Origin of the sequence: Streptomyces viridochromogenes DSM 40736 (assembly GCF_000158955.1) — a bacterium.
Lineage (GTDB): Bacteria > Actinomycetota > Actinomycetes > Streptomycetales > Streptomycetaceae > Streptomyces > Streptomyces venetus.
In genome coordinates, this window is sequence record NZ_GG657757.1 from 6,235,237 (window position 1) to 6,255,393 (window position 20,157).

General features: G+C 71.3%; 17 protein-coding genes and 2 pseudogenes. 7 read left to right on the forward strand and 12 right to left on the reverse strand.

All coding sequences use genetic code 11. From position 1 onward, the window contains the following. Window positions 1-12: 12 nt before the first annotated feature. Window positions 13-699, reverse strand: coding sequence for an SLATT domain-containing protein (locus SSQG_RS38330; protein WP_003993172.1), 687 nt, complete (start codon window positions 697-699; stop codon window positions 13-15). A 155-nt stretch (window positions 700-854) separates the two neighbouring features. Here SSQG_RS38330 and SSQG_RS27600 point away from each other — a divergent pair, with 155 nt between their 5' ends. Next, the gene (locus SSQG_RS27600; RefSeq protein WP_003993173.1) at window positions 855-2,204 is read left to right on the forward strand and encodes a hypothetical protein; all 1,350 of its coding nucleotides are present in this window, start codon (window positions 855-857) and stop codon (window positions 2,202-2,204) included. 236 nt (window positions 2,205-2,440) lie between these two features. Here SSQG_RS27600 and SSQG_RS27605 read toward each other — a convergent pair whose 3' ends face one another. Further along, window positions 2,441-3,427 carry a DMT family transporter gene (locus SSQG_RS27605; protein ID WP_003993174.1) on the reverse strand — a complete coding sequence of 329 codons (987 nt, stop codon included), beginning with the start codon at window positions 3,425-3,427 and terminating at the stop codon, window positions 2,441-2,443. A gap of 72 nt (window positions 3,428-3,499) precedes the next feature. Between SSQG_RS27605 and SSQG_RS27610 the strand changes: the two genes are divergently transcribed. Together SSQG_RS27610 and SSQG_RS27615 are read left to right on the forward strand one after the other, a co-directional pair. Further along, complete coding sequence (locus SSQG_RS27610) at window positions 3,500-4,084, forward strand: TetR/AcrR family transcriptional regulator (RefSeq protein WP_003993175.1); 585 nt, start codon at window positions 3,500-3,502, stop codon at window positions 4,082-4,084. 57 nt (window positions 4,085-4,141) lie between these two features. After that, complete coding sequence (locus SSQG_RS27615; RefSeq protein WP_003993176.1) at window positions 4,142-4,705, forward strand: YdeI/OmpD-associated family protein; 564 nt, start codon at window positions 4,142-4,144, stop codon at window positions 4,703-4,705. A gap of 58 nt (window positions 4,706-4,763) precedes the next feature. Here the strand turns inward: SSQG_RS27615 and SSQG_RS27620 are convergent, their stop codons facing one another. Continuing rightward, a complete protein-coding gene (locus tag SSQG_RS27620; RefSeq protein ID WP_003993177.1) occupies window positions 4,764-5,549 on the reverse strand; it encodes a S1 family peptidase in 786 nt (261 codons plus the stop codon). Between the two features lie 220 nt (window positions 5,550-5,769). Next, window positions 5,770-6,360, reverse strand: coding sequence for a YceI family protein (locus tag SSQG_RS27625; protein WP_003993178.1), 591 nt, complete (start codon window positions 6,358-6,360; stop codon window positions 5,770-5,772). Between the two features lie 356 nt (window positions 6,361-6,716). On the opposite strand from SSQG_RS27625, the gene SSQG_RS27630 reads away from it, so the two are divergent. The 4 genes and pseudogenes from SSQG_RS27630 to SSQG_RS27645 all read left to right on the forward strand — a co-directional run bounded on the left by SSQG_RS27630 (window position 6,717) and on the right by SSQG_RS27645 (window position 12,050). After that, entirely contained in the window at window positions 6,717-7,580 is an 864-nt protein-coding gene (locus SSQG_RS27630) for an SDR family NAD(P)-dependent oxidoreductase (protein ID WP_003993179.1), read from the forward strand. A gap of 112 nt (window positions 7,581-7,692) precedes the next feature. Further along, window positions 7,693-10,082: pseudogene (locus SSQG_RS27635) on the forward strand (polysaccharide lyase 8 family protein). A gap of 154 nt (window positions 10,083-10,236) precedes the next feature. After that, entirely contained in the window at window positions 10,237-11,820 is a 1,584-nt protein-coding gene (locus tag SSQG_RS27640) for an acyl-CoA carboxylase subunit beta (protein WP_003993181.1), read from the forward strand. 35 nt (window positions 11,821-11,855) lie between these two features. Further along, the gene (locus SSQG_RS27645; protein WP_003993182.1) at window positions 11,856-12,050 is read left to right on the forward strand and encodes an acyl-CoA carboxylase subunit epsilon; all 195 of its coding nucleotides are present in this window, start codon (window positions 11,856-11,858) and stop codon (window positions 12,048-12,050) included. A gap of 203 nt (window positions 12,051-12,253) precedes the next feature. Here the strand turns inward: SSQG_RS27645 and SSQG_RS27650 are convergent, their stop codons facing one another. From SSQG_RS27650 to SSQG_RS27685, 8 genes and pseudogenes are all read right to left on the reverse strand, one after another. Further along, complete coding sequence (locus SSQG_RS27650) at window positions 12,254-12,835, reverse strand: GTP-binding protein (protein WP_014675207.1); 582 nt, start codon at window positions 12,833-12,835, stop codon at window positions 12,254-12,256. Continuing rightward, on the reverse strand, window positions 12,816-13,394 hold the full coding sequence (locus tag SSQG_RS27655) for a DUF742 domain-containing protein (RefSeq protein WP_003993184.1): 579 nt from the start codon (window positions 13,392-13,394) through the stop codon (window positions 12,816-12,818). Before SSQG_RS27655 ends, SSQG_RS27650 begins: the two co-directional genes overlap by 20 nt. A 94-nt stretch (window positions 13,395-13,488) precedes the next feature. Then, complete coding sequence (locus tag SSQG_RS27660) at window positions 13,489-13,902, reverse strand: roadblock/LC7 domain-containing protein (RefSeq protein ID WP_003993185.1); 414 nt, start codon at window positions 13,900-13,902, stop codon at window positions 13,489-13,491. A 10-nt stretch (window positions 13,903-13,912) separates the two neighbouring features. Beyond that, window positions 13,913-17,221, reverse strand: a complete 3,309-nt coding sequence (locus SSQG_RS27665; RefSeq protein WP_003993186.1) for a sensor histidine kinase — start codon at window positions 17,219-17,221, stop codon at window positions 13,913-13,915. Window positions 17,222-17,599: 378 nt separating this feature from the next. Beyond that, window positions 17,600-18,175 carry a GTP-binding protein gene (locus SSQG_RS27670; protein WP_003993187.1) on the reverse strand — a complete coding sequence of 192 codons (576 nt, stop codon included), beginning with the start codon at window positions 18,173-18,175 and terminating at the stop codon, window positions 17,600-17,602. Then, on the reverse strand, window positions 18,156-18,551 hold the full coding sequence (locus SSQG_RS27675) for a DUF742 domain-containing protein (RefSeq protein WP_003993188.1): 396 nt from the start codon (window positions 18,549-18,551) through the stop codon (window positions 18,156-18,158). Before SSQG_RS27675 ends, SSQG_RS27670 begins: the two co-directional genes overlap by 20 nt. 111 nt (window positions 18,552-18,662) lie before the next feature. Next, entirely contained in the window at window positions 18,663-19,076 is a 414-nt protein-coding gene (locus SSQG_RS27680; protein ID WP_003993189.1) for a roadblock/LC7 domain-containing protein, read from the reverse strand. A gap of 9 nt (window positions 19,077-19,085) precedes the next feature. Beyond that, a pseudogene (locus SSQG_RS27685) lies at window positions 19,086-20,157 on the reverse strand (nitrate- and nitrite sensing domain-containing protein); the annotation flags it as partial.

Consider the following 20,157-nt stretch of genomic DNA (forward strand, 5'->3'; position numbering starts at 1 on the left):
CCGGGGCGCGACTCACATCGCCGTGTCCCGGGAACGCGGTGCCGGGATCTCGCCGCCCCGGTCACGTCCGGGCGCCCGGTCGAGGCGGAAGAGGCCCGCGGTCTGGGGACGCTGGCCGGTGGCGTGGGTGGTGGAGCGGGTCAGCTCCTCGACGCCGTCGGCCAGGTAGCCGACCCATGCCGTGCCCTCGTCCTCGATGATCCGCTGGGCGTCCGTGCGCAGTCGCTCGATCACCCCGAGCAGGGCCGCCTGCTCCTTGTCGCTGGGGGAGTCGGTGGTCCGCAGGAACGCCTGCGCCCACTCGGACTGCGCCCGCTTGAGGATCTGCTGGAGGGCCTGTTGCGTACGGATGTAGCGGGTCCAGGACGCCGAGAAACCGAAGATCCGGTCGAACAGGACGCACCCCGCCCCGCCGGCCAGGAACACGAAACCCCACTCGGGCCGCACGGTCGTGGGGGCCGCCGCGTGCACCAGCGGAGTGAGCGTGCCGACGATGCCCAGCAGCGCGGCCAGCGCCCGCAGCGAACGCGACCACAGCGACGGCCCCCGGCGGCGCGCCAGGTACCAGCCGATCGCCCCCGTCACCTCCGCCTCGGCGTGCCGGAACAGCTCCCACAACAGGTCGGCCCGCGTACGCGACCGATCCAGCTCGGCGAGTGCGGACACCGTCATGTCCGCGGCCCTGCGTCTTCCGAACATGCCTCTGTCTCCGCCCCTTCAGCTGCGACCGCCGGCCCGGACCGGCCGACCCGCGCACGGCAGTAAGCCAGAAGGCATCGTAGGGGCAGTCGCCCCCCGAAATCCCCGCCCCGGCCGATCTCCCATTCTGTGCCGATTCGGGTAACTTCGAAGATATGAAGGCCGCGCTGACGCGTACCCTCGTACGTCTGTTGATCGTGCCGGTCGCCGCCGTACTGGCGGTGCTGATGGCCGGTGCGCCCGGCGCACACGCGGCCACCGACCTCTCGAAGGTCGCCCAGGAACTGCGCCAGAGTCCCGTCTACGTCGACCCGGCCGCCTCCGACCAGCTGGCCGCGTCGGACGCGGAGGCACTCGCCGCCAAGATCAAGGACGCCGACAAGCCCGTCTTCGTGGCGGTCCTGCCGGCCGGCTACCCCACGCAGGACCTCTTCCGTAACCTCCGCACCGAGACCGGCATCACCGGCCTGTACGGCATCCGCCTCGGCGACGCGTTCGACGCCCGGGCCGACAGCGCGGTGATGAGCCGCCAGTCGGTGTCCAACCTGGTCAAGGCGGTCCAGGGCGCGGGCGACGCCAAGGCCCAGCTGAACGACTTCGTCGACGACGCCCTGCGCAACGTGGGCGGTTCGGCGCCGAGCAGCTGGAGCGACGGCTCGGGCCGTGACGTGCCGGTCGGCGGTCTCGTCACGTTCGGCGTCCTGGTCGCGGCCGGCGGCGCGGGCGCCTACGCGGTGGTCCGGCGCAACCGCCGCCGCCACGAGGAGGAGCAGCGGGCCGCGCTGGCGAAGCTGCGGGTGGTGGTCGACGAGGACATCACCGCATTCGGCGAGGAACTCGACCGCCTCGACTTCCACCCCGGGGAGCCCGGCGCCGACGACGCGATGCGCGCCGACTACGAGCGCGCCCTCGACGCCTACGAACAGGCCAAGTCCCTGATGGACGCCGCGACGAGACCGGAGGACGTCAAGGCCGTCACCGAGGCCGTGGAGGACGGCCGGTTCTCCCTCGCGACGCTCGCCGCCCGCCGTGCGGGCGGCCCGCTGCCGGAGCGCCGCCCGCCCTGCTTCTTCGACCCGCGCCACGGCCCCTCGGTCGCCGACGCCTCCTGGACGCCCCCGGCCGGCACCGAGCGCGAGGTGCCGGTCTGCGCGGCCGACCGGACCCGTCTCGCCGAGGGCCGCGACCCGGTGATCCGCGAGGTCGACACCGAACACGGCCGCCGCCCGTACTGGGAGGCCGGCCCGGCGTACGGCCCCTGGGCCGGCGGCTACTTCGGCGGCGGCCTCCTGCCCGGCCTCCTCGTCGGCACCCTGCTCGGCAGCATGATGGCCGGCCCCGCCTACGCGGCCGACTACGGCTCCGGCTACGGCGACTTCGGCGGCTACGACGGCGGCGACATCTCCGGCGGGGACTTCGACGCGGGCGACTTCGGGGGCGGGTTCGGAGGGGGCTTCGGTGGAGGCGACTTCGGCGGGGGAGGCGACTTCGGCGGCGGCTTCTGAGCCGGCCCCGCGCGGCTGAGCTCTGCCCCGTGGCGCTTCCCGGCTCGCGTGCGTAGCGCTTCCCGGCCCGCGTGCGGGGCCGGTGCCTGTGACCAGGCGGTATGTGTGGTTGCTCGCGGCTCGCCGCCGTTGGCGCTGAGTTCAGCGCCGTAGCTCCGCACCCGAAGGCCGACGACGGACATGACACGTCGGACGGCGATCCGGCAGCGGGGTGAGCGGGCCTCAGCGGCCCGGCGTCAACGTCCCGAACAGCCACCGGAGAGCCGGTGGTTCGGGTCTGTCGGACTCGGGGCTGGACACGGAACGGAGGCCAGGCGGTCGCGGCCGCCCTGATCCACCGGTTGTTCCGTCTGACCGGGCCGGGCGCCGGGCCGGTGCACGATGACGACCGCCGCCAGACAGACGGCCAGCCCCAGAGCGGTCTGCGCGCCGAACGGCTCACCGAACGCGAGCGCGCCCCACACGGCGGTGACCGGCGCCATCAGGAACATCAGCGTGTTGACCTCGGTCACCCCGGAACGCTCCAGGATGAGCCAGTACAGCCCGTAGCCGCCGAAGGTGGACAGCCCCACGAGCCAGGCGACCGCCACCCAGAACCCCGCGTCGGCGGGCGGCGCGGCGGCCCCGGTGGCCAGGGCCAGCAGGGAGAAGAGGACCGCGCTGGTGGCGCAGTGGACGGTCAGCGACACCGAGGGGGCCACCCGCGAGCGCGACCGGCTCTCCAGGAACGTCGCCGCGACCAGGGCCAGCATGCCGAGCAGCGGCACGGCGTACGCCCACCAGGCGGCGTCGGTGCCGGCCGCCGCGTCGGCCAGTGTGACCACGGCGACGCCGCTCAGCCCGAGGGCCAGGCCCACCCACTGCCGTCCCGAGACGTACTGCCCCAGCAGCGGTCCCGCGAGCGCTCCGGCGACGAGTGGCTGCACTCCGTCGATCAGGGCCGTCGTGCCGCTGGAGACACCGAGCTGGATGGCGTAGTAGACGCTGAGCAGATAGCCGCTCTGCGACAGCAGGCCGATCACGGCCTGCCGGGTCACGTCCCGGGCGGTGAGCCCCCGCCAGGCAGACCGCATGACGAGGGCGACGGCGAGGAGCACGACGGCCAGCGGCAGGAACCGCCACATCAGGACCGTGATCGCGGACGCGCTGCCGGCACCGAGCTTGGCCCCGATGAAACCGGAGCTCCAGCACAGGACGAAGGCGATGGAAAGGAGGATGTTCACGACATCACAACCAGTAGACAGATCGGTTTACCCGTGTCCCGCGCACTATACAGATCGGTATACTCGAGTGCCATGGGTACCCCCGCCGAGACCCCGCGCCGTATCACCATGACGCCCGCCGCCCGCCGTGCCCTGGCGGCCGCCGAGCGGCTCTTCTACGAGCGCGGCATCCACGCCGTCGGCGTCGACCTCATCGCCGCCGAGGCCGGGGTGACGAAGAAGACCCTCTACGACCGGTTCGGCTCCAAGGATCAGATCGTCGTGGAGTACCTGGCGGACCGCGACGAGCGCTGGCGGGCCTTCCTCGGCGAGCGGCTCGACGCGGCGGGGCCGGACCCGGGGGAGCGCGTCCTGGCGGTCTTCGACGCCTCACGCGCATGGGTGCCGGAGAGCAGCCCGAAGGGCTGCGGCATGGTCAACGCGCACGCGGAGATCAGCGACCCCGCCCACCCGGCCCACCCGATCATCACCGGCCAGAAGGCGTGGATGCTCGACCTGTTCACACGTCTCGCCGCGGAGATCGCACCCGAGGGGGCGGACTCATTGGCCCGGACGCTGATGCTCCTGCACGAGGGGGCGCTCGTCGCCCACGGTCTGGGCGTCTTCCCGGACGCCGTCGCCCACGCGCGTGAACAGGCGGCCGCCCTGCTCCCGTAGCGGACGGCTCTGCAGTAGCGGACAGCTCCTGTCCTACTCGCGCCCTACGGTGGCGCCATGACCGCCTCCGGAGGCCCGCTCGCCTTCACAACCGTCGCCGCCCTGGACTCCTGGCTGACCGCCCACCCCGCCCCGTGTCCCGGCCTCTGGGTCAAGGTCGCCAAGAAGGATTCGGGCATCCCTTCCGTCAGCGCCGCCGACGTCAACGACCTGGCGCTGTGCCATGGCTGGATCACCGGGCAGCGCAAGGGGCTCGACGAGTCGTACTACCTCCAGCGGATCACCCCGCGGCGCCCCGGCAGCCTCTGGTTCCTGGTCAACGTCCGGCGGGTCGGGGAGCTCGCCGCCGCAGGGCGGATACGGCCCGCCGGGCTCGCGGAGGTGGCGGCGGCGAGGGAGGACTGGCGGTGGGAGGCGGCGTACGCGTCGCAGCGGGAGGCCGGGGTCCCTGAAGACCTGGCGGCGGCGCTGGGGCGGAACCCTCGGGCCGCGGCCGCCTTCGAGGCGCTGGGGCGGACGGACCGGTACCTCGTGATGCTCGGCGTGCTCCGTGCCCGGACCGCGTCCGGCCGGGCGGCCCGGGTGGGCGCGGCGGTCAGGAAGCTGGAGTCCGGCCGGTGACGGCGGCGAAACGGGCCCGGCACCGCGCGGTGCCGGGCCCGGAAAGCCATGGGGCGGGTCAGAGTGTGGACGCCGCCGAGGCGATGGCGGAGGCGAACGTCGAGACCTCCGTGTAGACGCCGGGGGCCTCGGGCCGGGCGCAGCCCTCGCCCCAGCTGACGATGCCGACCTGGATCCAGCCGCCGGCGTTGTCCTTACGGAACATCGGGCCGCCGGAGTCGCCCTGGCAGGTGTCGACACCGCCCGCGTCGAACCCGGCGCAGATCTCCTCGTTCGCGACGAGGTCGCTGTAGAGGCCGCCGTAGGCCTTGCAGGCGGCGTCACCGACGAAGGGCACGGTGGCCTTGAGGAGGTAGCGCTGCTGGGAACCGCCCTCGCGGTTCGCGCCCCACCCGGCGATGGTGAAGTCACCGGTGTTGTACTGCGTGGTGGTGGCGATCTTCAGGGTCGGCAGGTTGATGGGCTGGGCGAGCTTGATCAGCGCCCAGTCCTTCCCGGTGCCGTTGTAGCCGGGCGCGCGGAGCACCTTGGTGGAGCGGACCTGGACCCGGCCGCTGGTGGACTGGAGGTCGACGACCCCGGCGGTGGCGGTGATGCTCGTGTTGTTGCCCGAACTGCCCACGCAGTGCGCGGCCGTGAGCACGATCTGCTGGGTGTAGAGCGCGCCGCCGCAGCCCATGGAGAGCCGGACCATGAACGGGAACTCGCCCTGCGCGGCGCGCGTCCCGCCGACGACGGGCGACGGGGCGGCCTGCGCGGCGGAGACGGGCTGGAGGCTGGCGATCGCGAGCGCGGCGGCGCCGAGGACCGCGCATCTCTTGAGGGCCGTGAGAAGTCTCTTCAACGTGATGCCTTCCGTGGGGGGTTGACTCGGGGAGACGTGCAACCGAAGCATCCGTTTGACGAGCGCATGTCAGCAGCAGGGTCAAAAAAGAACGGCCCCGTGCTGGCATGGACCGGTCAAAATTCTGCTGCTGGATTATGAGAACGCCGACAGACTTCACACAAGGGGCCCGATTCGGCCATGCCGCACGGGTCGGGCCCGTGCGGCACCGTTGCCGGCCTCAGGCGTTCCTGATCGCCGAGATGTCGAAGTTGAGCTTGATCTTGTCGGAGACCAGGACACCACCGGTCTCCAGCGCGGCGTTCCAGGTCAGGCCCCACTCGGAGCGCAGGATCTCCGCCTTGCCCTCGAAGCCGACGCGCTCGTTGCCGAAGGGGTCCTTCGCGGCGCCGTTGAACTCGAGGTCGATGGAGAGGGGGCGAGTGGTGCCGAGGATCGTCAGATCGCCGGTGACGCGGTAGTCGCCGCCGCCGAGGTCCTCCACCTTCGTGGAGCGGAAGGTCATGGTCGGGAACTCGTCGGTCTTGAAGAAGTCCGCGCTCTTCAGGTGGCCGTCGCGGTCGGCGTTGCCCGTCCCGATGCTGTCCATCACCACGTCGATGGAGGCCGTGGAGCGCGACGGGTCGGTGCCGTCGAGGTGGAGCGTGCCCGTGAAGTCCTGGAAGCTGCCCTTGACGTTGGTGACCATGGCGTGCCGGGCGACGAAACCGATCGTCGAGTGCGCGGGGTCGATCGTGTAGTCGCCGGTGAGGGCGGTCAGGTCCGTGGCGGCGGTGGTGGTCTCGGCGTCGTTGCGGCTGAAGATGCTCATGGGGTGTGCTCCTCCTGCGATTGATGTTGAACGTTGAACTACATCAACGCGGCCCACCGTAGACCTATTCCGTTCCATGCTCAACATTGCGGCCGGTGTGTCTTCGAACCCGGCTTGGGCCGCCCATACCGCCGCCTGGCGGCACCGCGCGGCACGCAGGGGTGGTCCCGCCGGACTCCGGTGCGGAACGGACCGGCCTCGGTTCACCAAGGGAGCGGGCCCCGCCGGACCGGGTGGGCAGGACCCGCCGGATCGATGTCCGGTGGCGGTGTCCTGAGAGACAGGGTTCCGTTTTTAGGGACCGTATGGAGACAGACGAGCCCACGGCCGACGCACAGCGCAGGGGAGACCGACTCGTGACACTCACCGGTTCCGGATCGGCCCACGACCCACCGGCGGGCGCCGCTTCACATCGCTACCGCTCCACGTCCCCCGGCCCCGCCAGGGCGCGCGAGCACGGCCCGCCGCGGCGCCTGGACCGGCGCGTGGCCCTCGTCACCGGTGCGTCCTCGGGCATCGGGGCGGCCACGGCACGGCGCTTCGCCATGGACGGCTGGCAACTGCTCCTCAGCGGGCGCGACCGGAACCGCCTGGAGCAGACGGCGTCCGGCACCTCGGCCGTCGTGCTGCCCGCCGACCTCGCCGCCCCGGACGGCCCGCGCCTGCTGGCCCAGTCCGCGCTGCGCGCGACCGGCCGCATCGACGTCCTGGTCGCCGGGGCGGGCATCGGCTGGGCCGGCCCCTTCGCCGCCATGCCGCACACCGACATCGACCGCGTACTGGCCCTGGACCTCAACGCCACGCTCCACCTCGTGCGCGAGGTCCTGCCCTCCATGATCGCGGCCGGCCGCGGCCGGGTGGTGCTGTTCGGCTCGCTGGCGGGCTGCCTGGGCATCCGGGAGGAAGCGGTGTACTCCGCCGCCAAGGCCGGTCTGGCCGTCTTCGCCGAGGCGCTGCGCCAGGAACTGCGCGGCACCGGCGTGGGTGTCACGCTCGTCGTGCCCGGCCCCGTCGACACGCCCTTCCACACCCGCCGCGGCAGGTCCTACGACCGCTCCCGGCCCCGGCAGATCTCGCCCGGGGCCGTGGCCGGCGTGGTCTGGGAGGCCGTGCGCCAGAGCCGCGACGACGCCTACGTCCCCGGCTGGCTCACCCTCCCGTCCCGTGTCCGCGCCCTGGCCCCGGGGCTGTGCCGGCGCCTGCTCGACCGCTTCGGCTGACCCGGCCCCGGCACCCGGAGCCGTCGCCCCTCCCCGGTCACTCCGGTCTCCCGGTCTCCCGGTCACTCCGGCCGAATCGTCCGTTCAGGTGGACCTCTCCCCGTGGTAGGGCATGGACATGACTTTCCAGCGTCGCGTCTTCTCCCGCCTCACGGCCCGGGCCGCCGTCGCCCTGCCCGGGCCCAGCCGCCGTGCCCTGCTGCTGGCGGCCGCGGCCCTGGCGGCCACCGGCGGTGCGACGCCCACGCTCCCCGCCCCGGGCGACTCCGACACGGACCCCTACGACACCCTCCGACGACGTTGGCTCGACATCGCCCTCGGCACCGGCTACGACCCGGCCGCGCAGCCGTACGCCGCCCGGCTCGCCGAGACCGGCCGGCTCGCCCGTGACCTGCGCGCGGGCATGGCCCCGGCGGCGAACTCCCTCTGGCCCGGCCACCCCTTCGACCCGCCGGCCGGCATCACCCGAAGCTACGGCCGCCTGTGGACCATGACCCAGGCCTACGTCCAGCAGGGGACCGGGTCGACCGCGGAACCCGGGTTGGTCTCCGAAAACTTGTGGGGGGGCTCAGAACCTCTTCTTCCGCCACGGTTTAAAACCCCTCCACCACCCGTATAGGAAATGGGTGGGAGAGGGGCAGAATCGGCAGCCCGGGCCTGGCTTCACGGACATCACGCGCTGTCTGTACAACGGTTGGGGGAGCCCGCGGTCGCCGCGGGCTGGCCGCAGTCGACACTCGTCTCGACTCGACTCGGCATCGGGACTATTCCGGCACGTCCACCGGCGCCAACCGTGTCGACCTGTGCCGCTCCGTCGCCCTGCGCGGCATCCTCGGCCGCGCCCCGGCCAAGATCGCCCTCGCCCGCGACGCGCTCTCCCCGGTCTTCCCGTACGTCACCCGGGGCGACGGCCTCTACGCCGACGGCTCCTTCGTCCAGCACACCCGGGTCGCCTACTCGGGCACGTACGGGCAGGTCGTGCTCGACGGCCTCGGCCGGCTGTTCACCCTGCTCGCGGGGTCCGACTGGGAGGTCACCGACCCGAACCGGCAGATCATCCTCGACAGCGTCGAACAGGCCTACGCACCGCTCATCCACGACGGGCTCGTCATGGACAGCGTCAACGGCCGGGCCATCAGCCGCGGCTACCTCACCACCGACGACCGCCAGGTCATGCGCGGCGACCACTTCCACGGCCAGCAGCTCATCGCGGCCATCGCCCTGCTCGCGGCCGGCGCGAGCCCGGCGGAACGCGACCGCTGGCACGCCCGGATCAAGGGCTGGATCGAACGCGACACGGTCAGCCCGATCCTGACGGCACGCCAGTTCGGCGTGGCCGACCTGGCGCGGCTCCACACGGTCGCCGCCTCGCCCGTCCCGGCCGCCCCCGAACCCACCGGACACCGCCTCTTCGCCGCCATGGACCGCGCCGTCCACCGCCGCCCCGGCTTCACCGTGAACATCGCCATGGCCAGCGACCGCATCGCCCACTACGAGTGCGGCAACGGCGAGAACCCGCGCGGCTGGCACACCGGCGCCGGGATGGTGAGCTGGTGGGCCGGAGCGAGCGACCAGTACACGGACTGGTACTGGCCGACCGTCGACTGGTACCGCCTGCCCGGCACCACCGTCTCCACCAAGCGCCTCGCCGACCGGGAAGGCGGCGAGTGGGGCGAGGCCCGCCCGGACGCGCGCTGGGTCGGCGGCACCACCGACGGTGAGTACGCGGCCCTCGGCCAGCACCTCAAGGGCCTCGGCTCCACCCTCCAGGCCCGCAAGTCCTGGTTCTGCGTCGCGGACGCGGTGATCTGCCTGGGCGCCGGGATCAGCTGCGCCGACGGCGTCCCGGTCGAGACGGTCGTCGACAACCGCAACCTCGGCGAGGCGGGCACCCAGCGCTTCACCCGGGCCGGGAACTGGGCCCACCTGGAGGACCACGGCGGCTGGGTCCTGCTCGACGGCGAGCCGCGGGTGCTGCGCGAGGACCGCACCGGAGCCTGGTCCGACATCAACACCGGCAGCACCCCGGAGCGGCGTACCCGCCGCTGGCAGACCCTCTGGCTCGACCACGGCACCGACCCGGCGGACGCCACGTACGCCTACCTGCTGATGCCGAGGGCGTCCCGCCGCGCGGTCGCACGCCGCGCCGCCGACCGCCGCTGGCTGTCGGTCCTCGCCAACGACGCCGGCCGCCAGGCGGTCACCGTGCCCTCCCTCGGCTGCACGGCCGCGAACTTCTGGCGGGCCGGCACGGCGGGACCGCTCACGGCCTCCGCCGGCGCGAGCGTGCTGACCGTCCGCCGGGGCCGGACCGCTACCCTCTGTGTGAGCGAACCGCCCCGCACGGGCCGGCCGCTGGAGATCATCTGGCACCGCCCGGTCCGCGGGGTCGTCCGCGCGGACGAGTCGGTCGACGTGCTCTCCGCGGGCCGCCGGCTGCGGGTGCGCGTCACCCCGGGGGAGGCATGCGCCACGCATGTTTGTGAGGTGACTCTCGACTGACGGCCTTGTGCGACCCCTACAAGCCGCACACCCTCTGAGCAGTCGAAAAGGCTGTACCCCGCCATGGTTCTGTTCAGGGGTACCAGGAAAACACGCCGGAGACTGTGAGGAGTCGACGGCTCGCAATCCTCGGTTGTCTTCGTAAGGTCACTACATGACCGTTTTGGATGAGGCGCCGGGTGAGCCGACCGACGCGCGTGGACGCGTGGCCGAACTGCACGAGATCCGTGCGCAGGCGGTGGCCGGCCCGAGCGAGAAGGCGACCGAGGCGCAGCACGCCAAGGGCAAGCTGACCGCGCGGGAGCGCATCGAGCTGCTCCTCGACCCGGAGTCCTTCCGCGAGGTCGAGCAGCTGCGCCGGCACCGGGCCCAGGGCTTCGGCCTGGAGACCAAGAAGCCGTACACCGACGGTGTGATCACCGGCTGGGGCACGGTGGAGGGCCGCACGGTCTTCGTCTACGCCCATGACTTCCGCATCTTCGGCGGTGCGCTGGGCGAGGCCCACGCCACCAAGATCCACAAGATCATGGACATGGCCATCGCGGCCGGTGCCCCGCTGGTCTCCCTGAACGACGGCGCGGGTGCCCGCATCCAGGAGGGCGTATCGGCGCTCGCCGGCTACGGCGGCATCTTCCAGCGCAACACCAAGGCCTCGGGTGTCATCCCGCAGATCTCGGTGATGCTCGGCCCGTGCGCGGGCGGCGCCGCCTACAGCCCGGCGCTCACGGACTTCGTGTTCATGGTCCGCGACACCTCGCAGATGTTCATCACCGGCCCGGACGTGGTCAAGGCCGTCACCGGCGAGGAGATCACCCAGAACGGCCTGGGCGGCGCCGACGTGCACGCCGAGACCAGCGGTGTCTGCCACTTCGCCTACGACGACGAGGAGACGTGCATCGCCGAGGTGCGCTACCTCCTGTCCCTGCTCCCGCAGAACAACCGCGAGAACCCGCCCCGCGCGGAGTCCTCCGACGCGGTGGACCGCCGCTCGGACGTCCTGCTGGACCTGGTCCCGGCCGACGGCAACCGGCCCTACGACATGGCCAAGGTCATCGAGGAGATCGTCGACGACGGCGAGTACCTGGAGGTCCACGAGCGCTGGGCGCGGAACATCATCTGCGCGCTGGGCCGCATGGACGGCCAGGTCGTCGGCATCGTCGCCAACCAGCCCCAGTCGCTCGCCGGTGTCCTGGACATCGAGGCCTCCGAGAAGGCGGCCCGCTTCGTCCAGATGTGCGACGCCTTCAACATCCCGATCATCACCCTTCTGGACGTCCCCGGCTTCCTGCCGGGCGTCGACCAGGAGCACGGTGGAATCATCCGCCACGGCGCGAAGCTGCTGTACGCCTACTGCAACGCGACCGTGCCCCGGATCTCGCTGATCCTGCGCAAGGCCTACGGAGGTGCGTACATCGTCATGGACAGCCAGTCCATCGGGGCGGACCTCACCTACGCCTGGCCGACCAACGAGATCGCCGTCATGGGCGCCGAGGGTGCCGCCAACGTCATCTTCCGCCGCCAGATCGCCGACGCCGAGGACCCCGAGGCCATGCGGGCCCGCATGGTCAAGGAGTACAAGTCCGAGCTGATGCACCCGTACTACGCGGCCGAGCGCGGACTCGTCGACGACGTGATCGACCCCTCGGAAACCCGCGAGGTACTGATCAAGTCCCTGGCGATGCTCCAGACCAAGCACGCCGACCTGCCCTCCCGCAAGCACGGCAACCCGCCGCAGTAACCTGGCGGACATCTTCCTCACGGAGACTGACACCCATGGACACCCCTGACATCCGCGTCGAGAAGGGCCACGCCGAGCCCGAGGAAGTCGCCGCCATCACGGCGATCCTCCTGGCCCGCGCCGCCGCCCGCCCCACCGACCCGACCCCGTCGCACCGCGGCCGCGTGAAGGCCGGCTGGCGCCGCCTCGAGCGCGAGCCGGGCTTCAGGGCCCCGCACAGCTGGCGCTGACCCCCAGCCCCATGAGAGGCCCCTCCACACGGAGGGGCCTCTCGTTTTCGTTTCTGGGGGCGCGGGGCTGTATCGATGTGCGGCTCCGCCGCGTGGGCGCGATCAGCCCCCACAACCCCGCACCCGGCAACGCGACAGCCCCCGCCAACGCGACAGCCCCCGGCAGCCCAGAGGCCGCCAGGGGCTGTCCCACAAGCAACTGACTACCGAAGCCGTGCCATCAGAGCGTGCTCGACGAGCGTGATCAGCGCACTCTTGGCGTCGGCCCGGTGCCGGGCGTCCGTCGTGATGATCGGCGTGTCCGGCCCGATCTGGAGCGCCTCACGCACCTCGTCCGGCGTGTACGGCTGCTGGCCGTCGAAGCCGTTCAGGGCGATGACGAACGGCAGGCCGCTGTTCTCGAAGTAGTCGACGGCCGGGAAGCAGTCGGCGAGGCGGCGCGTGTCCACCAGGACGATCGCGCCGATCGCGCCGCGTACCAGGTCGTCCCACATGAACCAGAAGCGGTCCTGGCCCGGCGTACCGAACAGGTACAGGATCAGGTCCTGGTCCAGGGTGATACGGCCGAAGTCCATGGCCACCGTGGTGGTGGTCTTGTCCCCGGTGTGGGTGAGGTCGTCGATGCCGGCCGAAGCTGACGTCATGACGGCCTCGGTACGCAGCGGGTTGATCTCCGAGACGGCCCCGACGAACGTGGTCTTGCCCACGCCGAAGCCACCCGCCACCACGATCTTCGCCGAGGTGGTGGAGCGGGAAGGACCGCCGCTAGAGCTTGCGAAGTCCACTGAGCACCCTTTCGAGCAGTGTCACGTCTGGCTGGCCGCCGGCGTTCTCGTCGCCGCCGGGCTGATGGATCGCGACCAGTCCCGCCTCCGCCAAGTCGGCGACGAGGATCCTGGCCACGCCGAGAGGGATCGTGAGGAGCGCCGAGATCTCGGCGACCGACTTGATTTCCCGGCAGAGGTTGCAGATCCGCTGATGCTCGGGCAACTGGCCCTGCATCTGGTGCGGCTGCGCAGTGGTGTGCACCAGCGCCTCGATGGCGAGCTGGTAACGCGGGCGGGTCCGGCCACCGGTCATGGCGTACGGACGCACCAACGGGTTGTTCGACGCCCCGGCGGGCGCCGGCTCGGGGCTGCGGCGCTGCGGCTGCACAGGCTGGATACGCGGGGCCGGCGGCTGGTCGTACGGCGACGGGCCGGGGCCCTGTGGCGCGTACGGCTGCCGGTGGCTCGGTGCGGAGGGGAAGTTGTAACGGTTCGGGTTCTGCCCACCGTCGCCCTGGCCCTGGGCAGGGCCGTACGACCAGTTGCCCGAAGACGAACCGCCTGGGGGTGTTGCCACTTTCTCCTCCTCCGACTGTGCCTGGCACCCATCGCTGTGGAGCCGCGTCCCAAGACCTTACGGCCAGGGGACGCCAAAACGCACCGTCCGTCTGTTAGTTGAGCAGGCTCCCCTGGAGCTCCGCACGAAGGTCCGGTGTCAGGACCGTACCGGCTCGGTCCACAAGCAGCGCCATCTCGTATCCGATGAGGCCGATGTCCGCCTCCGGATGTGCGAGAACCGCGAGCGAAGAGCCGTCGGATACGGACATGATGAAGAGGAATCCCCGCTCCATCTCCACAACCGTCTGGTTCACGGCGCCTCCCTCGAAGATCCGGGAAGCACCGGCCGTCAGTGACGTCAGACCGGATGCGACGGCCGCGAGCTGGTCGGCGCGGTCGCGGGGGAAGCCTTCGGACATCGCCAGAAGGAGTCCGTCGGCGGAGACCACCACCGTGTGGGACACCCCCGGGGTGTTGTCCACGAAGTTGGTGATCAACCAGTTCAGGTTCTGTGCCGCCTGGCTCATCGGGCTCACACTAACGCTCCTGGTTGTAGGTGCTGTCAGGACCGAAGCCCTGGCCGTTCGTTTCACTGCCTGCGTTACGTCCGCGCTGTACGCCGCGACGCAGGTTGCTCAGCCTGCCCCGGACGTCCTCCGGGGCGCGGGAGACCTGTGGGCCTCCCTGGGGGGTGCTTTCGGCGGCACCCTCGATCAGATTGGCCTTGGGTACCCGCCTCGGCAGGCCGGAGGAGGTGACCCCGCCCGCCCTGGGCTTCCGGAGCTGCGAGGCCTGCTGCCAGCGCTCGTCGTTCGCCGAGCGCCAGTTGCTGTCGCCGTTGCTCTCCGGGGTGGAGGCCGGAGGCTCCTGGCTCGCCTGCCGGGCGCCGCCCGTGCCGTTCGCACCGCTCGCGGCGGAACCGCGGCGGGGGAGCCCCGAGTCGGTCAGCGAGTGGGCGGCGGAGTGGGCCGGTCCCGGACGGTCGAAGCCTACGCGGTCCTGCTCGTTCGCGTCAGCGGCCTGCGCAGATTCCGTTTCCGGGGTCTGAGAAGGGTACTGGTTCTGGTAGCCGTTCTGGTAGCCGTCCTGCTGCGGCCAGTCGTCCTGGTAACGCCGCTGCTCGAAGGCCGGGAAGCTGTCGGGCACGTCGGCACCCGGCGCCGAGGGCTCTTCCTGGGCCGGCTCCGCATAGGAGGGCTCCGGGTAGCCGCCGTTCGGCGAGAAGGTGTCGTTCTGCGGCAGGCCGCCGTTCGGCGCGTAGTACTGCTCGTCGTACGCAGGCCGCTGCGGCTCGTCGTACGCCGCGTGCCGCTGCTCCTCGTACGGCGCCTGCTGCTGCTCCTCGTAGGCCGCCTGACGGTCGTACTGCTGCTCCGGGTAGCCGGTCCGGCCGGTGTCGTAGCCCGGGCCGCTGTCGTAGCCCTGCTGCCCGTTGTACTCGTCGCGGTACCCGGTCGCCTCGGTGGGCTCCTGGGAGTTCTGCCCGGGCAGGGCGGGCTGCTCGTGCGACTGGGCCTCCAGGGCCGCCCTGCGCTCCTCGCGCATCAGGGAGCGGCCGACCGGGTCCAGCTCGCGTATGTCGTCGGGGACGTCCGCATAACGGGTGTCGTCGAAGCCGAGCTCCGCCGCCGTGCGCATGGGCTGCTGGTTGAAGTTCTCGCCGCCGCCGAAGTTCTGCTCCGGGATGATCTGCGAGACGGTGAACTCGTCGCGGTCCACATGGTGCTCGCCGCCACCGCCGTGGGTGATCGCGTCGGGCAGCATGACCAGCGACGTCGTACCGGCCTGCTCGCCCGAGGGGCGCAGCTGGACGCGGATCCCGTGCCGGTCGGACAGCCGGCCGACCACGAACAGGCCCATGCGCTGCGAGATCGCGGCGTCCACGGTCGGCGGGTTGGCCAGCTTGTGGTTGATGTCCGCGAAGTCCTCGGCGGTGAGGCCGATGCCCTTGTCGTGGATCTCGATCATGACCCGGCCGTCGGGGAGACGGGTGGCGGTCACGCGAACCTTGGTCTGCGGGGAGGAGAACGTCGTGGCGTTCTCCAGCAGCTCGGCGAGCAGGTGCACGAGGTCGGTCACGGCGCGGCCGTGGATCTCGGCCTCCGGGACGCCGGAGAGCTCGATGCGCTCGTACTGCTCCACCTCGGAGGAGGCCGCGCGGAGCACGTCGACCAGCGGCACCGGCTGGTCCCAGCGGCGGCCGGGCTCCTCGCCGGCGAGGACGAGGAGGTTCTCGCCGTTGCGGCGCATACGGGTCGCGAGGTGGTCCAGCTTGAAGAGGTTCTCCAGCTGGTCCGGGTCGGCCTCGTTGTTCTCCAGGTCGGTGATCAGGGTCAGCTGACCCTCGATCAGGGACTGGTTGCGGCGCGACAGGTTGGTGAAGATCGCGTTGATGTTGCCCCGCAGCAGGGCCTGCTCGGCGGCGAGCCGGACGGCCTCGCGGTGGACCTGGTCGAAGGCGCGGGCGACCTCGCCGATCTCGTCCGTGGTGGAGATCGGGATGGCCTGGACGCGGGTGTCGACGCGGCCGGGGTCGGTGCGCGAGAGCTGGTCGACCAGCATCGGCAGGCGCTGCTCGGCGATACCGAAGGCGGCGTTGCGCAGCTGGCGCATCGAGCGGCTCATCTGGCGGGCCACCGCGCCGGCCAGGATGAAGGCGAGGAGCAGGGCGACGACGACGGCGGCACCGGTGATGTAGGCGTCCTGCTGGGCGCCGTCGGCGATGTCGGAGGCTTCGCTCACGGCCTTGTCGGCCATGTCCGTCTCGATCTTCTCGTACGCGTTGAACTTGAGCGTGTTGACCGCCCACCAGTTCTCCGCGGTGACGCCCTTCTCGGCGAGCGCGGCACGGGCACTCGGGTCCGTGCTCTGCAGCGTCGCGACGGCCGAGACCATCGTCGTGGGGTTGGACGGCGGCGGAACGTAGTCCGGGTTCTTGGCCTTGGCCTCGCGGGCCATCGCGGCGCCGTCGGCCCTGATCTGGGCCTCGGCCGTCTTGAGCTTGTTCGCGTCCTGCTCGGTGCCGCCACCGATGTACTCGCCGATGGCGATGCGCTCGAGGTAGGCGTACGAGGACAGCGCGATGCGCTGGCTGGCCAGGTTGCCTTCGTCCGGGCCCGGCTTGACCAGGATGTGCATGCCGATGGAGCGCTGCAGCGACAGGGCCGCCTTGGTGAGCTCCATGGCGTACACGGTCCGGCCGTAGCTCGTGATGTTGCCGGTGCCGAGGCCCAGCTCGTTGGCGAACTCCGTCAGCGGGTGGGCTATCTCGACGTAGCCCTCCTCGGTCTGCACGCCCTTGAGCTTGGGGGTGTACGCGGCCTGGCGCAGCGTCTGCAGCTTGGGCTCCGCCTTGCGGAAGAGGTCCAGCCGGCGCTCCAGACCGGGCTTGGCCGGCATGTTCTCGGCCGCGGCGTCGAAGGCGTCGGCCGCCTGGTCGGTGGACTTGCGGACCTGGGTGACGGTCGCCTTGTCCTGGGCGGTCTGGGCGCTGCCCTTCAGCAGCGGCGCCGCCGAGGCGTCACGCTCGTTGTAGAGGGCGTTGGCGTAGAGGAGGGAGGCCCGCACCAGGCGTGCGGTGTTCTTCGCGTCCTCGGCTTCCTGCCAGGTGTCGATCGAGCTCTTCACCTGGAAGCCGCCCATGACGAGGCCGACCAGCACGGGTATGAGCAGGATCGCGTTGAGCCTGGTCGCCACGCGCCAGTTGCGCGGGGAGAGACGGCCACCGCTCTGGGCGGGCGCGGCCGTCGGCTCCGAACCGGGCACGGGGGCGGGCGCCGCTGTGCGCGGCGGCGGGGTGAAGTTGCCCCGGGCCGACGGCTCGGGACTGTTCTTGCTTCGCCTCACTCGACCAACAACCTCTCGGCGGTCGGCACCAACGTTGTGCCGCAGTGTCTCAGAGCCCAACACGCCATCGGCTGACGAGTACGTCATTGACTATTGGGCAGTTCAGGCATTCCAGCACGACGACCTGCGCTCTTCCAAACAGTCCGGGGGGCGGATTCCCGGCGATGTAAGCCGCAGATAAAACGGTCATAAAGAGCGAGCCCCGCCAAAAGGCGGGGCGATTGTGAGCGCAGCGAGACCGGATGTGCGCGACGCGTGGCCGTACCACCGGATTCCTCTGCCGAAACGTTATGAACACCGGGGCCGACCGTGTCAAAGGACACAGTCGGCTCCGGTGTATCTACGACAACTGCCGTATGCCGCTTCTGAATTGCTGTGCTACCTCAGCCGTGCCATCAGAGCGTGCTCGACGAGCGTGATCAGCGCACTCTTGGCGTCGGCCCGGTGCCGGGCGTCCGTCGTGATGATCGGGGCGTCCGGCCCGATCTGGAGCGCCTCACGCACCTCGTCCGGCGTGTACGGCTGCTGGCCGTCGAAGCCGTTCAGGGCGATGACGAACGGCAGGCCGCTGTTCTCGAAGTAGTCGACGGCCGGGAAGCAGTCGGCGAGGCGCCGGGTGTCCACGAGCACCACCGCGCCGATCGCGCCGCGCACCAGGTCGTCCCACATGAACCAGAAGCGGTCCTGACCCGGCGTACCGAACAGGTACAGGATCAGGTCCTGGTCCAGGGTGATACGGCCGAAGTCCATGGCCACCGTGGTGGTGGTCTTGTCCCCGGTGTGGGTGAGGTCGTCGATCCCCGCGCTGGCGGAGGTCATCACGGCCTCCGTGCGCAGCGGGTTGATCTCCGAGACGGCGCCGACGAACGTGGTCTTGCCCACGCCGAAGCCGCCTGCCACCACGATCTTCGCGGACGTGGTGGAACGACCCGCGTCAGAGCTTGCGAAGTCCACTGAGCACCCTTTCGAGCAGTGTCACGTCCGGCGCACCGGTGGCCTCGTCGCCGCCCGGCTGGTGGATCGCGACGAGACCGGCCTCGGCGAGGTCCGCGACCAGGATCCGGGCCACCCCGAGCGGCATGTTGAGCAGCGCCGAGACCTCGGCCACCGACTTCACCTCGCGGCACAGGTGGCAGATGCGCTGGTGCTCCGGGAGCAGCGCCATGAGCGCGGCCGGGTCGGCGGTCGTACTGATCAGTGCCTCGATGGCCAGTTGGTAGCGCGGCCGCGTCCGGCCACCGGTCATGGCATAAGGCCGTACCAGCGGCTGGTCGCCCTCGTCCTCGTACGGCTCCGCGTACGGATCATGAGAGGCGTGGGGCGGGGTCATGGGTCCTCCGGGCGGGACAGCAAGTCGGTCAGTCGAGCCGTCTGACGAGGCCTGTGTGGGGTGTGTGGCGGCCGGACGGTGATGTGGTGAGACGGGTGTTGCCGGGGCCGATCAATGGAGCAGACTGCCTTGGAGCTCAGCTCGCAGGTCGGGGGTGAGGACCGCGCCCGCGCGGTCGACCAGGAGCGCCATCTCGTAGCCGACGAGGCCGATGTCGCATTCGGGGTGGGCGAGGACGGCCAGTGACGAGCCGTCCGAGACGGACATGAGGAACAGGAACCCCCGTTCCATCTCCACGACCGTCTGCGCGACGCTGCCTCCCTCGAAGATCCGCGAGGCGCCCGCCGTCAGGGACGTCAGGCCGGAGGCGACGGCCGCGAGCTGGTCCGCGCGGTCGCGCGGGAAGCCCTCCGACATCGCCAGGAGGAGGCCGTCGGCGGACACGACGACGGTGTGGGACACCCCGGGGGTGTTGTCCACGAAGTTGGTGATCAACCAGTTGAGGTTCTGTGCCGCCTGGCTCATCGGACTCAACTAACGCTCCTGCTGGTGAGAGGGCCGAGGGTAGCTGCCGGTCTGCGTGGACCCGGCCTGACGACCCTGTGCTATACCCCGACGGAGATTGGTCAGCCGACCGCGCACGTCATCGGGGGCGCGCGAGATCTGCGGACCGCTCTGCTGCGGTTGCTGCTGAGCCGTGCCCGGAACGAGGTTCGCCCGGGGCACCCGGCGAGGCAGGCCTGAGGTGGTGATCCCACCTGCGGCGGGCTGACGGACGCGCTCGGCCTGCCGGACGAGATCGTCGTTCGGCGAGCTGCGCCAGCCGGCGGGGGCGGACCGCTGCGGACCGGTGGGTCCCTGCGGCTGCTGCGGGGCCGGAGCCGAGCCGTTGCTCTGCGGCTGCCGGTCCTGCTGTTCCCGCTGGTCCTGCTGGTTGTTCTGTTGTTCCTGCTGAGCGCCGTGGAACCAGTTGGTCTCCAGCGTGTCGTACAGCGGAGTACGCCCGTCGCCCGGACCGGACGCCGGCGGCAGGGCCTCGGGCTCCTGCCGGGCCGGCGGACGCGGGGCGCCGAAGTCGGCATCGCCCCGGGCGCCGTTGACCTGAGGCCGCTCGTACTGGCCCCGGCCCGTCGGGTCGGCCGGTGTGGCCGGACCCGGGAGGGTCGGCCGCCCGGAGCCGTTGTCCTGGCGGGCGGCCGGGTACTGGCCGGTGGCGTTGCCGTCCTGCCGGTGTGCCGGGAACTGGCCGGTCGCACCGTTGTCCTGACGCGGCGCCGGGAACTGGCCCGTCGAGCCGTTGTCGTACGACTGCGGGGCCGGGTACTGGCCGGTCGCACCGTTGTCCTGACGCGGCGCCGGGTACTGGCCCGTCGAGCCGTTGTCGTACGACTGCGGGGCCGGGTACTGGCTCGCGGAGGGTGACGGGTCGCGGCGGCCGGCCGGGGCGCCGAAGACGTCCGGGCGGACGAACGGGTCCGCGTGCTGGGGAGCACCCGTGCCGAAGTCGGCCGGAGAGCCGGGGCCCTGCCGGTTGTCGTCACGCGGCACGGCCGGGATCTCCGCCGTCGCGCCCGGGCCCTGCCGGTCGTCGATCCGCGGCATCTGA

Coding starts and splice junctions, on each gene's coding strand:
- SSQG_RS27660 (WP_003993185.1), bottom strand. CDS start 13,902: ATGAGCCAGGCGGCACAGAACCTGAACTGGTTGATCACCAACTTCGTG.
- SSQG_RS27645 (WP_003993182.1), top strand. CDS start 11,856: ATGGACACCCCTGACATCCGCGTCGAGAAGGGCCACGCCGAGCCCGAG.
- SSQG_RS27615 (WP_003993176.1), top strand. CDS start 4,142: ATGACCGCCTCCGGAGGCCCGCTCGCCTTCACAACCGTCGCCGCCCTG.
- SSQG_RS38330 (WP_003993172.1), bottom strand. CDS start 699: ATGTTCGGAAGACGCAGGGCCGCGGACATGACGGTGTCCGCACTCGCC.
- SSQG_RS27675 (WP_003993188.1), bottom strand. CDS start 18,551: ATGACCCCGCCCCACGCCTCTCATGATCCGTACGCGGAGCCGTACGAG.
- SSQG_RS27625 (WP_003993178.1), bottom strand. CDS start 6,360: ATGAGCATCTTCAGCCGCAACGACGCCGAGACCACCACCGCCGCCACG.
- SSQG_RS27610 (WP_003993175.1), top strand. CDS start 3,500: ATGGGTACCCCCGCCGAGACCCCGCGCCGTATCACCATGACGCCCGCC.
- SSQG_RS27640 (WP_003993181.1), top strand. CDS start 10,237: ATGACCGTTTTGGATGAGGCGCCGGGTGAGCCGACCGACGCGCGTGGA.
- SSQG_RS27680 (WP_003993189.1), bottom strand. CDS start 19,076: ATGAGCCAGGCGGCACAGAACCTCAACTGGTTGATCACCAACTTCGTG.
- SSQG_RS27600 (WP_003993173.1), top strand. CDS start 855: ATGAAGGCCGCGCTGACGCGTACCCTCGTACGTCTGTTGATCGTGCCG.